Source organism: Chryseobacterium ureilyticum, assembly GCF_900156735.1.
Taxonomy (GTDB): domain Bacteria; phylum Bacteroidota; class Bacteroidia; order Flavobacteriales; family Weeksellaceae; genus Chryseobacterium; species Chryseobacterium ureilyticum.
In genome coordinates, this window is sequence record NZ_FTOL01000003.1 from 209,696 (window position 1) to 222,790 (window position 13,095).

The following is a 13,095-nucleotide window of genomic DNA, read 5'->3' on the forward strand; positions in this document are numbered from 1 at the left end:
AGAAAATTCGAAAATGTTAAAAAAGATAATAGACCGTCCGGTATTGGCGACGGTAATATCCCTTATCATTGTCATTTTGGGGATCATTGGATTAAACCAATTGGCAGTGACCAGATTCCCGGACATTTCTCCACCTACCATTACGGTTTCAGGTTCTTATCCTGGGGGAAACAGTGAAACAGTGATCCGTTCTGTGGTAACTCCCTTGGAAGAACAGATTAACGGGGTAGAAGACATGAGTTACATGAAATCCACGGCAAGTAATGACGGTACATTTACCATCTCAGTTATATTCAAACAGGGAGTGAATGCCGATCAGGCTGCGGTAAACGTTCAGAACAGAGTGCAACAGGCAACTCCGATCTTACCTCAGGAAGTGATAAGAATGGGGCTCACAACCTCAAAACAACAGAACAGTATGGTGTTGATCTTCAATATCTATACTGAAGATAATAAGCAATATGATGAAACCTTTCTTCAGAACTATGCCAATATCAATCTTATCCCACAGATCAAAAGGGTAAAAGGAGTAGGACAGGCACAGATTTTCGGGGTAAAAGACTATTCCATGAGAATATGGCTTAATCCTCAGAAAATGTCCTCTTACGGTCTTGAGCCTTCAGATGTTTCCAATGCAATTGCCGATCACAGTTTAGAATCTGCTCCGGGTAAACTGGGAGAAGAATCAGATGCGGCACTGGAATATGTAATCAGATATAAAGGGAAAAAGAATAAGCCAGAACAATACGAAAACATTGTGGTCAAAAATGACGGAACAAATGTCATCAGGCTTAAAGATGTGGCAAGAGTAGAATTTGGGTCTATCAATAACAGTGGAGATAACCTTTCTAATGGTAAAAATGCCGTTACTGTTGCCATTATGCAGACCACAGGTTCCAATGCGAATGAAATTGAAATTGGAGTAAATAAAGCCATTGACCAACTTTCAAAATCATTTCCTCCAGGTATCAAATATACCAAGGTGATGAGTACTAAAGAAAGATTGGATGAAGCAACAGGACAGGTAAAATCTACATTGATAGAAGCATTTATCCTTGTATTTATCGTAGTTTTCATCTTTTTACAGGATTTCAAATCTACGATCATTCCAGCGATTGCGGTTCCTGTAGCAATTATTGGTACATTCTTCTTCCTTCTGGTGTTAGGATTTACCATCAACGTACTAACGTTATTTGCCCTTGTACTGGCAATCGGTATTGTCGTTGATGATGCGATTGTAGTGGTGGAAGCAGTTCACAGTAATATGGAAGGAACAAACCTTTCAGGAAGAGATGCTACCCACAAAGCGATGAATGAAATTACCGGAGCTGTTATTTCCATTACATTAGTGATGTCTGCAGTATTTATTCCGATTGGATTTATGTCTGGTTCTGCAGGATTATTTTACAAGCAGTTTGCTTACACATTAGCAATTGCGATTATTATTTCCGCAGTAAATGCATTGACATTAACGCCGGCTTTATGTGCGGTATTCTTAAAGAATCACCATGCAGAAGAAGGTGGAAAGCCAAAAGGATTTGGACAAAGATTCGCGGTTGCTTTTAATGCCGGGTTTAATAATATGACAGACCGTTATGCAAAAGGAGTAAGATTTTTGATTGGAAAAAAGTGGATTGCAGCAGGCTTGGTAGCCGGAATTATAGGACTTTCAGCATGGTTGATGTCAAGCACAACCAAAAGTTTTGTTCCAATGGAAGATGACGGGTTCTTCATCTATTCTTTGAGTATGCCACCAGGAACGGGATTGACAAAAACAACAGAAGTTTCCAATAAAATCAATGCCATCTTAAAAACTGTAGATGCGGTTCAGGAAAATACTTCCATTACAGGTTTTAACCTGTTAAGCAACAGTGCAGGACCTGCTTATGCAATGGGATTTGTAAAATTAAAACCTAAAAAAGAAAGAGGAGCGGTTCAGAATATTGATGAGATCATGAATATTGTTAACGATAAATTATCCGTGATCAAGGAAGGAAGTGTAATGAGCTTCAGAATGCCTCCGGTAGAAGGATATGGTGTAACCAATGATGCAGAGATCGTGCTTCAGGATCGTATGGGGAGAGATCCACAGGTTCTTAAAGCCAAAGCAGATGATGTGATCGGACAATTGATGCAGGTTCCGGAAGTTGCTTACGCATATACCATGTTCAGAGCAGATTATCCACAGCTTGAACTTGAAGTAAATGAAGACAAAGCGAAACAATTAGGAGTAAGTATTTCTAATTTATTGGGATCAATTCAGACCTATTTCTCAGGAGATCAGTCTCAGAATTTCTCAAGATTTGGGAAGTTCTACAGAGTGAATATCAAAGCTGATGGTGTTTTCAGAATGGATGAGCAGGCTTTCAATGATATCTTCGTAAAGAATAATAAAGGAGAAATGGTTCCAGCCAATACTTTAATCACCTTGAAAAAAGTATACGGTCCGGAATCAGTACAACGATACAATCTTTATAATTCATTGAACATTAATGTGGTACCGAAACCTGGAATCAGTAATGGAGCCTTGATGGATAAAATAGAGCCTACATTGAATAAACTTCCTTCCGATTATAGTTATGAATGGACAGGTTTAAGTTTGGAAGAAAAATCAGCAGGAAATCAAACTGCAGTAATTCTTGGATTGTGTTTACTCTTTGTATATCTGTTACTTGCAGCCCAATATGAAAGTTACATTCTTCCGTTAGCTGTAATGCTTTCCATCCCGACAGGTATTGTAGGAGCATTCCTGGGAATCAAAGCTATAGGACTGGATAATAATATCTATGTACAGGTAGGATTGATCATGCTTATCGGTTTGTTAGCAAAAAATGCCATCCTTATTGTGGAATTTGCAGTTCAGCGAAGAAAATCAGGGCTTTCCATTCTGGATTCAGCATTGGAAGGAGCAAAAGCGAGATTGCGTCCGATTATCATGACATCACTTGCCTTTATTGTGGGAATGATTCCGTTGATGATCTCTACAGGAGGAATGGCTTCGGGAAACAAATCCATCAGTGTAAGTGCTGCCATAGGAATGTTGAGTGGAGTAGTGTTGGGAGTATTTGTAATCCCTGTACTTTATATGTTCTTCCAATATCTGGATGAGAAATTTTCATCTAAAAAGAAGTATCCTGTAATCCAAAATCAATTGACAAATGAGAATATTTAATATAAAGAACTTCCTTATTTCAGGCGCATTGGCATCAGTATTGATGTCCTGCGCCGTGGGGAAACCCTATGCAAGAACAGATCTTCAGGTACCGGAAACCTATAAAGAATCCGTACAGGTAACAGGAGATACAGTGGTGCTTCCATGGAAAACTTTCTTCAAAGATCCTAAATTGGTAGGATTAATAGATAAAGCTTTAACCAGAAACAATGAGGTAAATGTTGCTTTAAAAAATATAGAACAACTGGATCTGATCTACAAACAGGCTAAGCTGTCTCTCCTTCCAACGCTGGATTTCAGTGCAGGAGCCAACAGAAGCTGGGCTTCCACAAATACGCTTAACGGATCACTTAATGAGCAGTTTGCTGGAACAACTCATATGGATGATTTCAGTGCCAGTGTGAGACTTTCGTGGGAAGTAGATATCTGGGGAAAAGCAAAAATGCAGAAAGAGTCAGCCGCAGCAGAATACTTTGCTCAAAAGGAAAACCTGAATGCCATAAAAAGTAGAATCATCGTTCAGGTAGCACAGGCTTATTACAACCTGATCAGTCTGGACGAGCAGATGAAAATAGCAGAACAAAATATTGAGCTTAGCAATAATACACTTAAAATGATGGATCTTCAGTTTAAAGCCGGACAGATCAATTCATTGGCGGTACAACAATCTGAAGCACAAAAGAAAACAGCTGAACTCCTGATTCCTCTGGCAAAACAGAATATTTCCATTCAGGAAAACGCCTTGAGTATTCTTTGTGGTGAATATCCTGCTAAAATTGAAAGACAGGGTAATCTGAAAATGATGATTCCTGAAAACAAACTTTCAGAAGGATTACCGGCACAATTGTTAAGCAGAAGACCAGATCTGAAAATGGCAGAATTTAATGTCATCAGCCTGAATTCAAAAACAGGATTGGCAAAAGCAGCCATGTATCCAAGTATCAGTTTAAGCCCACAAATTGGGGTTAATTCTAATAAATTCAGCTCATGGTTTGATATTCCGGGATCTATTACAAAAGCTGTTGCTGCCAACTTAGCGGCACCTATTTTTCAGAAAAAACAGCTGAAAACAGCATATGAAACCGCTTTGATAGAACAGGAGAAAGCTGCTATCAACTTTAAGCAATCGGTAATGACGGCTGTAGGAGAAGTTTCTGACGCTATGGCAAAATCTCAGGGATCATCCGAAAGATTACAGCTTTTGGAACAGAGAACAAGCATTTTAGACAAAGGGATCAATGATGCATTGAAATTGTATAAAAGCGGAATGGCAACCTATCTGGAAGTCATTACAGCACAAAACAATAAGCTTCAGAACGACCTAGAAGCCATCAATGTTACCCTTGAAAGATTAAATGCTGAAGTAGACCTATACAGAGCACTCGGCGGCGGAACAGAATAAAATTTTAACGATTAATACAGAAGAGGAAGTTACACTATGTAGCTTCCTTTTTTAATGTGAAATTGAGAAGAAATATTAATTTCTGTTAGAAAAGTATTTGTTTTAATTGAATTTTTCATTCATTAAATCAATTAGTTATGAAAAATGTTGTCTTTTTTAAAAAATATCATGCAAGATTTCCGGAAAAGACGATTTATATCAATGAGTACTCGAAATAATTAATGTTTAATGAAAAAAATAATGTACAATGAAAAAATTTACAGTAACTCAACTTTTGACAGCTATTTTAATTGTAATGACAGGTTTCTCTTTGTTCTCATGTAATAATGATGGTCCGGATATTCCTCCCGTAAAGCTGGAAGATGTTAACGGAAACTACAAAGGAAGACTGATTACCATACAGGGAAGTGTAAAAACAGAAAAAATTAAAGATTTTAAAGTCAAAAAAGATACGATAACGTTTGCAGAGTTTCCCATACAGGAAATTGTAAGAACAGTGATAAAAGATCCGGCAAAGGCTGATGAAGCAGTCAAAACAATAGGAAAAGTGAAGTATAATATTAAATACACCTCATCAATAAATACAACCAGCAATGTGATAGAGTTATCCCTTGCTCCCAAAACTCTGGAAATAAGAATTCCGGTAGATGGCGTTTTAAAAAAGACAGAAGTAGCATTGGCAAGCAAACAAAAAGGTTTTTATGTGGGGATGGATGAATCATTGAGATTTGCATTGGTGGCAGAAAAGATTACGGTGGATGGTACGGTACTCGGTTCCTATGAAGCTATTAATTATAATTTTCCGTTCTGTGTAAAGAATTAATGAATAGATATTATGATAATGGATTGCATTTATAAGATGCAATCTATTTTTGCCTTCAAATTTTAATTAATAGTCGAGGATACTGTAGCAGTACATGGAAGAAAGTAAAGAACAGATTTTGGTAAAACGCCTTCTACAGAAGGAAGAATCCGCCTGGAAAGAGCTTTTTGGAGCTTATTCCGGTAATCTGACCTATGTGTGTGCCAGATATGTATCCGAAAGAGAAGACGTTCATGATGTGCTTCAGAATAGTTTTATTAAAATGTTTCGTTGCATAAAGTCATTTGAATATAGAGGAAACGGCTCTTTGAAAGCGTGGGTGACAAGAATTACCGTCAATGAAGCCCTGAAGCATATAAAACAGAAAAATGATTTCAGATCTACAGTTGAGGTTGAGGAGCTTCCGGACATTCTTGACGAAGAAGAACCTGATTTTGAAGAAGTTCCTAAAACAGATATCATGGAAATGATAAGATCACTTCCGGAGGGTTACAGAACCGTATTCAATCTGTATGTATTTGAAAAGAAAAGCCATAAAGAAATCGCTGAATTATTGGGAATTGCAGAGAACTCTTCTGCATCACAGTTCCACCGGGCAAAGGGGCTGCTTATTCAGAAAGTAAAAGAGTTTAAAATGTCAAAAAAAGCACAGTATGAGTAATGAATGGCTGAATAACCTGCGAAACAGAATGGACGACCATGAAGAGGAAGTCCCGGACGGGTTGTGGAATGACATCAGGGATGAGCTGTTCTCAGAAAAAGACGAGAATGCCATCATCGCAGGAAGCATCCCGACAGTAGGTAATGAAGAGGAGAAAAATAATGAAACAATAGCACCAAAATCAGGAAACAGATCTTTGTTTTATCGTATCGGAGGAGTAGCCGCAGCAGCTGTTTTAGTATTTATGATGATAAAGCTTTTGCCTGAAGATGATAATAAAATCTTTTCAAAAAAGACTTCGGATTTAAATAAGGAATTGCATCGTAAGGAAAGTTTAAAAACAATTGAAAATCAGAATAATATAGATGTTGAAGAAAGTTCTAATGTGGACATTCCTTTAGCTCAGAATCAATCAAATAATATAGAATCAGAAAAAAATATAAAGAAAATAAAGTTTGAAAATGTAGAAAGAAAAAAATCGGGAAGTAATGAAAATTTCCAAGTGATCACAAAAGTTACTGATGTTATAACGCCGGTAGCTCAGAATGATAAAAATTCACCGGAAATACCTTTGGTTAGTGAATCTCAGGAAAAAAAGATCAATGACAGGGAGGTAGAAGAGGATATTTTTAAAAAAGATGAATCTAAAAAGTATGCCGACAATACAAAGCATAAAACATCGGAGACAAAAAGAAAATGGATGCTGAGTATGCTTACAGGAAATGCGTCATCCAATGCTGCAGAACAGCAGTTTCCAGGCTATGCTTCCATCAATGGAAAGCCTATGGATGTGGAAGAAGTATGGTGTGCTTCTGAATTTGTAGAGGATCCTTTGACGCAGATATTACTGGCAAATCAAAGCCAGCCTGTAGAGGCAAGAATCAGACATAGACTTCCGGTAACATTCGGGTTATCGGTTTATTATAATCTTGGCAAAAGATGGGGAATAGGAACAGGATTGAATTATACAAAACTGGTATCTGAACTGCATTCAGGAAGTAATGAAAATTATATTAAAGGAGATCAAACCATCCATTATGTAGGAATTCCGGTGCAGGTCAATTATAATGTGATTCAAAAAGGAAAATTTACAGGATATGTAACAGGAGGAGCGTTGGTAGAAAAACCTGTGTCTGGTAGTATTACAACAACATATGTAGTGAATGATGAGGTACAAGAATCTTCAAAAGAAAGCCTGAATAAAAAGCCAGTGCAATTTTCTGTGAATACTGCAGTAGGAGTTCAGCTGAAAGTTATTGATCGATTGGGGATCTATGCAGAACCTGGGATAGGTTATCATTTCAAGGATGAGAAAGCTCCCAATACTTTTTATAAAGAAAAGCCATTGCATTTCAATGTGAAATTCGGGATCAGGCTATTGATCGATTAAATATAGAAATCAACCTTAAATGTCTACATATGAAAACAAAACTAATTTTTTTAACATTTTTACTGTTCGGTCTTCTGAGCATAAAAGCACAGTGTAATCCTACCATTACCAGCCCAAGGCTCGGACTGAGAACACCCAATACGATCTTATTCTGCAGTGATGAGAATGAAATACTTTCTACTCAGGCATTCGGAAGCTACCAGTGGTATAAGCAGGAATGGACGTGGCAGACTCCTAATAATAATCCTTGGGTTGCTATTCCCGGAGCTACTTCACAACAATTAACTCTAAATGGATACAACGACCAGCTTTTCTATTATAAAGTAGAGGTCACTCAAGGAGATTGTACAGCGGAAAGCCAAGCTGTTTTTGCTGATGGATATATGTATGGGCTGCCGGCGATGATGTCTACTTACACGCCTGGGACTTATCAGGAAGTGGATATGGGCGTGGTAAATGTATGTAAAGGAGCTTCTGTGAAATTTGATAATGTTTTTCCTGTGGTTTACGAAAATCATACATGGTTTAAGTGCGTTCCTACCACAAACGCTCCATTTTCAGGAGATCCTTGCGTTGTGACCGGAGTGACCGGAGATACTTTAATTGCTACAGAATCTGGTAAATACGGGTTTTATGCATGTACAGAATATTGTCCAAGCCAGTGTGAACTTTTAGATCCTTTTTCATTCGTTCAGCTGAATTTTGGAGAGTGGGATTTCTGTGGCGAATTGGGAACCGGAGAAACCAAGCTTAAAGACAATAATCTTAAAGTATATCCAAATCCTACAGCACAATTACTTTACATCGGTAAAGAAACCGACAAAGCATATACTAAAGTGACGATCTTCGATATGTTCGGGAAACTTGTCATGCAGAAAAATGATCATAAATACAATCAGCCTATTGATGTAAGTGGTCTTACAGCAGGTAATTATATCATTGTTTCTGTAGCTGTTAATGGTACAGAATACAAGAATAGATTTATAAAGAAATAAGGATTTTAATTAATCTTTTCGTTAGTTTTTAATAATGGTTAGGTCGGTGCAAAGCAATTTGTACCGGCTTTTTTAATTGCATTAATCACAGTATGACAAGCGAAAGAACTTTAGAGCAGAGACGAAGGTATTATTATATTTGTAATTGATAACCTTTTTAATATTAAACTATGATCAGTTCCGCCAACATTATTTCAGATGAATTTGTCTTTTTCTCACTCTTTTGTGCTTCTTTGTTCCTGCGGTGCTGTACACAGTTTCTGTTTTAATCTATCATATCATTAAAAAAGAGCTGAAAAGCTTTCTATATTACTTCTTATCTTTTATTCTTTCAGGAGTTGTAGGTTTGGCTTTTATTGCATTCTTTGGTTATACTCTTTTGGTATGAGAATTTTAAAAGTATCATCTTTTTATAATCAAAAAACCAGACCCAATAATGAGTCTGGCAAAAAACAAAGATGTTAGTTAGTTATTATTTATAAAGTCCCGCCTGATCTCCAGATTCACCGGCTTTCCAGTACGAAACGGCATGTAGAGATCTTGCATCCAGAGATTCATCCGCTTTGAAATATTCCCGAAGTTCTTTCACTGTAGTATATTCTGCAGCTACATACACGTACTTTTTCTGTGCTTTTTCCGGAAATTCAAACCTTTTAGCTATTTCTGTAATTCGGCTTCCTTTTTCCGGGGTAGGATTATGAATCCATTCAATATCTACGTTGGCAGCAGAGCAGGAGAGGATTTCGTCTTCCTTTCCGAAGGTTTCCATGATCACTTTAGCTTCCACACCTGCAGGCAGTTGTTCTACAATAGTGCTGATAACGGGAAGTGCTGTAGCATCACCCACCAAAAGATAGAAATCTGCATCAGGAACCAAAGGTCTTGTGCTTTCCTTCATTCCTATACCTAGAAAATCTCCTTCTTGTACTTTTAATGCCCAGGCTGATGCAGGACCATTATCTCCGTGCGCTACAAAGTCAATGCTCAGCTCCCTGTTTTCAAGGTCAATTTTACGGTTGGTATACGTCCTTACGATACCTAAAGAATCAGGTTCTCCGTTAGGAATAAAAATTTTGTTATTTGAACCAGATTTTACATGAGTAAGCATTTCTGCCTGACTATCATTTATATCGAAAATAACCCTTATGAAATGTGGCGTAATATATTCCTTATGTTTCACATGAAACACTGAGCGTATTTTTTTTGTTTCGGTTGAGTTCATATTATTCAATTTTTATTGGAAAAGCTCAAATTTTACTTTGTTATTTGTTGTATGATGAAGTCTGTATTGAATTGTAATTCCTGAATTACGCTTTCTACTCGTTCTTTGGAACTTTCGCCAAATATTTTCCATAAGTAAATATTTAAATTATATATGTTAAATGATTAAGAGTGTTTGTTTTAATAATGTAAAGGAAGATTTATAATCTATCATTCCTTACTGAGGATTAATTTGATGTTGCAAAGTTGGGCATGCCGAAAATGAAAACCTTTGAATTAGGTTAAAAAAAGTAAAAAAATATCTAATTTTTATATTCCAGAGTTTCCATTTCATGATGTACTGTGGTTGTCCAAAAGTCTAATTCCCATTCTTTTTTGCGGATTACTTCAAGTGAATATTCACCTTTGTAATAATTTTTAATAAGTTCCTTTCTTTGAAATTCTATCAGCTGAAGCTCAATGTTGAAATAGGTTTTTCGCCATTCTATACGGCTGGTAGATTGAGATATTTCATTTTTGGAAAGCTCAGTTTCCTCTTTTTTCAGTTTTTCAATCATTCCGGTTACAATTTTATCTGTCATTGTTTTACTTCCATTCATGTTTTCTAGGTATAAAAGGGATTGATCAATCAGAAGAATATTCAGCTCTTTTTCGTTCTTTTCCTCTTCTTCAGCAGGTTTTACAAGTTTTATAAGATTAGGTAAAGTCAAACCCTGGATCAATAAAGTAAAAATGATAACCACAAAAGTGATAAAGAGAATGGTACTTCTTTGTCCAATTAAAATACCATTGTCATCATATAGAGGCATTGCCAATGCGGCAGCCAGTGATACAACACCCCGCATTCCCGACCATGATAAAATGATATATTCTTTCTTTGCCTGCGAGAAAAATCCAGTCTCCTTTTTTACCTGATTCACAGAGAATAAAGGGAAAGAACAGATGACAAACAGACGGATAATGATTAAAATCCCAAAAATAAGCAAGCCGTAAAGAATGAGAACCGGAAGATTCGAATGCGGAATATCTGCAATGATCTGAGGAAGCTGCATTCCCAGGATAAGAAATACCAATCCGTTCAAAACAAAGACAATCACATCCCAAAAATGACTCATCTGTATTCTGCTGCTGGAGCTGAAAAGAGAAAATGAATTCCATGAAAGAAACATTCCCAAAACAACAACCGCCAAAACTCCTGAACATTCAAGATGCTCTGCCATGCTATATGTAGCAAAAGGTAAGAGGATAATCACGAAAGTTTCTGCGTTACTGTTCCCATTAAGAAATCTGTGAAGTTTAAGGAAAGCGTATCCGATGGCGAGCCCAACGATTATTCCACCTAAACTGATTGTCACAAATTGAAATCCTGCCTCACGAAAAGAGAAAACACCACTTACAATAGCAATCAGGGCACATTTATAAGCAATCAGAGCAGAAGCATCATTCAATAGACTTTCTCCTTCAAGAATGGTAACCAGTTTTTTAGGCAGCGGAAGCCCTTTGGTAATACTTGTGGCTGCCACAGCGTCCGGAGGTGAAATAATAGCACCTAAAATAAATGCCAATGACCATGAAAACCCGGGAATGATCATATGAGCGATCAATGCAATGATTGTAGTTGTAAGAAAAACAAGCCCTACTGCAAGAAGAGATATTTTAGAGAATTCTTTTTTAAACTCAGGAATTGAAGTATTCCATGCTGCATCAAACAAAATTGGTGGTAAAACAACATAGAAAATCATTTCCGGGCTCATATCTATTGATGGAACCAATCTTGTAAGACTTAAAATAAGTCCCGCCAAAAGAAGTAAAAGAGGAAGTGCCAATTTCAGCTTCTCTTTTACCAAAATAATGACGATCAGAATAATAGAAATCCATATAATTTTTTCAAGTTCTGCCATGTTTTTTTATTATGGAGCAAAATTATAGAGCAAGGAAAAGCAAAACTTTGACTTAGATCAAAAACGGTAATAATGAAAAATAAGTAGTCGAAAATATAAAATAAAGCCCTCCAATAAGCTGGAGGGCGAAAATAATGATCATTTTTTTATTATTTCTGCTGGAGAACAGAAGTAATAAATTCTCTGGAGTTATTAAATGAAGAGTCGATGATTTTATTTTGCCTTAGCTGGTAAAAATTATCAGTGATAATTCGTACTGCACTATTGGCTTTATTTCTTTTTTCAAAGATGATGTTGTATAACGAATCTAAATTCTCCTTTTGTAACTTCTGTTCTAAAATATCATAGAAAAATACATCTCCAAAGACTACCTGCTTTGCACTAAAGTCTATTTTTTCCTGACGAGACTTATTTCGGGCAATCTTTTTTTGAAGAGCTTTTACAATCTTTTTTTGATCAGAAGGAGTAATGCTGGCATCATCCATTGTCTTTTTCAACATTATCATTGCCTTAGACGTGTCTTTCCCATAGCGGTTATAAGAATCATAAAAATCCTTTATATCTGCTAATTGAGCATCAATATTGTTGATATTCTGTGGTTTCGTAAGCTTTTCAACAGCTGGTTGATTATGCTCTTGCTGTGCGTTATAACTTGCTACAATAAACAGGAATACTATTGATATGACTTTTTTATACACCATACGAGATTAATAAATACTACATTGAGTCCACCAATCTCCGGTATCAGAGGTGTACTTTGTTACAACATTATTATTTTGAACACCTGTGATCGCGTTAAGACCTCTGATATTAAGCGAACTTAATGCTACGGTTTCAAAACCTCCGCTAGCCAATGAGTTTGCCATTGTTACCATTCCGGTAGATACATCTATTCCTGTGATTACTGCTGCGTGAAGACCTCCATCCGGCATTATTAATGTTGCTAAAACAGGATGCCCTTGTCCTACATGCGTGTTTATATCCGTTGAAGACGAAATATTAGTACTGGTAAAGAAAGAATTAATAGCGGTAAGGTATTGTGATGGAGTTGTTCCAGCACCTATTTCAAAAGTATTGAAGGCATCTGCAGGTGTTTTTGCTCCGAAAAATTCAGCAAAATCATCTTTATTCAGACCTGAAACACCTAAATATTTACCTACCCAATCCAGTGCTCTTACAGCGCAACTTCCTGAATATGATGCTTGTTGACACATTGCAGGAAGAGTTCCTGGAAGATTATTGGGTGGAGGTGGGGTGTTGTTATCATCAATACCACCTCCGTCTGGTGGAAATGGATCATCGCCATCGTTCCATCCCGGTGGATCATCATCATTCCATCCTGGAGGATTACTGCCATCATCGAATCCGCCATCGTCATCGCCACCATGATCTGGAGCTGGGATAATGACTTCAGGGATTTCTGTTTCACTCTGCCCTCCGGCAAGTCCGCCTTTGAATGAATACAATTCATTCTCGTTCAACAGCTCCAGTGTGCTGTTGAGTTCTACTACGTTTGAGTTTCTCATTTAT

General features: G+C 37.0%; 10 protein-coding genes. 6 read left to right on the forward strand and 4 right to left on the reverse strand.

What is annotated here, in order from left to right; translation table 11 throughout:
• Nucleotides 1-13: 13 nt before the first annotated feature.
• The 6 genes from BW983_RS10725 to BW983_RS10750 all read left to right on the forward strand — a co-directional run bounded on the left by BW983_RS10725 (nucleotide 14) and on the right by BW983_RS10750 (nucleotide 8,443).
• Nucleotides 14-3,172 (forward strand): efflux RND transporter permease subunit, encoded by a 3,159-nt coding sequence (locus BW983_RS10725; protein WP_076551954.1) that lies wholly within the window; start codon nucleotides 14-16, stop codon nucleotides 3,170-3,172.
• The gene (locus tag BW983_RS10730; RefSeq protein WP_076551955.1) at nucleotides 3,159-4,574 is read left to right on the forward strand and encodes an efflux transporter outer membrane subunit; all 1,416 of its coding nucleotides are present in this window, start codon (nucleotides 3,159-3,161) and stop codon (nucleotides 4,572-4,574) included. Before BW983_RS10725 ends, BW983_RS10730 begins: the two co-directional genes overlap by 14 nt.
• 247 nt (nucleotides 4,575-4,821) lie before the next feature.
• On the forward strand, nucleotides 4,822-5,397 hold the full coding sequence (locus tag BW983_RS10735; protein ID WP_076551956.1) for a DUF4840 domain-containing protein: 576 nt from the start codon (nucleotides 4,822-4,824) through the stop codon (nucleotides 5,395-5,397).
• 94 nt (nucleotides 5,398-5,491) lie between these two features.
• Complete coding sequence (locus BW983_RS10740; RefSeq protein WP_076551957.1) at nucleotides 5,492-6,058, forward strand: RNA polymerase sigma factor; 567 nt, start codon at nucleotides 5,492-5,494, stop codon at nucleotides 6,056-6,058.
• Nucleotides 6,051-7,448, forward strand: a complete 1,398-nt coding sequence (locus BW983_RS10745) for a porin family protein (RefSeq protein ID WP_076551958.1) — start codon at nucleotides 6,051-6,053, stop codon at nucleotides 7,446-7,448. The genes BW983_RS10740 and BW983_RS10745 overlap by 8 nt, the downstream gene beginning before the upstream one ends.
• Nucleotides 7,449-7,477: 29 nt before the next feature.
• Entirely contained in the window at nucleotides 7,478-8,443 is a 966-nt protein-coding gene (locus BW983_RS10750) for a T9SS type A sorting domain-containing protein (RefSeq protein WP_076551959.1), read from the forward strand.
• A 472-nt stretch (nucleotides 8,444-8,915) separates the two neighbouring features.
• Here the strand turns inward: BW983_RS10750 and BW983_RS10760 are convergent, their stop codons facing one another.
• The 4 genes from BW983_RS10760 to BW983_RS10775 all read right to left on the reverse strand — a co-directional run bounded on the left by BW983_RS10760 (nucleotide 8,916) and on the right by BW983_RS10775 (nucleotide 13,091).
• Complete coding sequence (locus BW983_RS10760) at nucleotides 8,916-9,665, reverse strand: siderophore-interacting protein (protein WP_076551961.1); 750 nt, start codon at nucleotides 9,663-9,665, stop codon at nucleotides 8,916-8,918.
• Nucleotides 9,666-9,966: 301 nt separating this feature from the next.
• Nucleotides 9,967-11,565 carry a Na+/H+ antiporter gene (locus tag BW983_RS10765; protein ID WP_076551962.1) on the reverse strand — a complete coding sequence of 533 codons (1,599 nt, stop codon included), beginning with the start codon at nucleotides 11,563-11,565 and terminating at the stop codon, nucleotides 9,967-9,969.
• Between the two features lie 149 nt (nucleotides 11,566-11,714).
• Nucleotides 11,715-12,266, reverse strand: coding sequence for a hypothetical protein (locus BW983_RS10770; protein ID WP_076551963.1), 552 nt, complete (start codon nucleotides 12,264-12,266; stop codon nucleotides 11,715-11,717).
• A gap of 6 nt (nucleotides 12,267-12,272) precedes the next feature.
• Nucleotides 12,273-13,091, reverse strand: coding sequence for a C39 family peptidase (locus BW983_RS10775; protein ID WP_076551964.1), 819 nt, complete (start codon nucleotides 13,089-13,091; stop codon nucleotides 12,273-12,275).
• Between the last annotated feature and the right edge of the window lie 4 nt (nucleotides 13,092-13,095).

What these genes read in the sequence shown, in the direction of transcription:
- BW983_RS10730 (WP_076551955.1), top strand. Translation starts at nt 3,159, where the DNA reads ATGAGAATATTTAATATAAAGAACTTCCTTATTTCAGGCGCATTGGCA.
- BW983_RS10775 (WP_076551964.1), bottom strand. Translation starts at nt 13,091, where the DNA reads ATGAGAAACTCAAACGTAGTAGAACTCAACAGCACACTGGAGCTGTTG.
- BW983_RS10765 (WP_076551962.1), bottom strand. Translation starts at nt 11,565, where the DNA reads ATGGCAGAACTTGAAAAAATTATATGGATTTCTATTATTCTGATCGTC.
- BW983_RS10745 (WP_076551958.1), top strand. Translation starts at nt 6,051, where the DNA reads ATGAGTAATGAATGGCTGAATAACCTGCGAAACAGAATGGACGACCAT.
- BW983_RS10750 (WP_076551959.1), top strand. Translation starts at nt 7,478, where the DNA reads ATGAAAACAAAACTAATTTTTTTAACATTTTTACTGTTCGGTCTTCTG.
- BW983_RS10735 (WP_076551956.1), top strand. Translation starts at nt 4,822, where the DNA reads ATGAAAAAATTTACAGTAACTCAACTTTTGACAGCTATTTTAATTGTA.
- BW983_RS10760 (WP_076551961.1), bottom strand. Translation starts at nt 9,665, where the DNA reads ATGAACTCAACCGAAACAAAAAAAATACGCTCAGTGTTTCATGTGAAA.
- BW983_RS10725 (WP_076551954.1), top strand. Translation starts at nt 14, where the DNA reads ATGTTAAAAAAGATAATAGACCGTCCGGTATTGGCGACGGTAATATCC.
- BW983_RS10740 (WP_076551957.1), top strand. Translation starts at nt 5,492, where the DNA reads ATGGAAGAAAGTAAAGAACAGATTTTGGTAAAACGCCTTCTACAGAAG.
- BW983_RS10770 (WP_076551963.1), bottom strand. Translation starts at nt 12,266, where the DNA reads ATGGTGTATAAAAAAGTCATATCAATAGTATTCCTGTTTATTGTAGCA.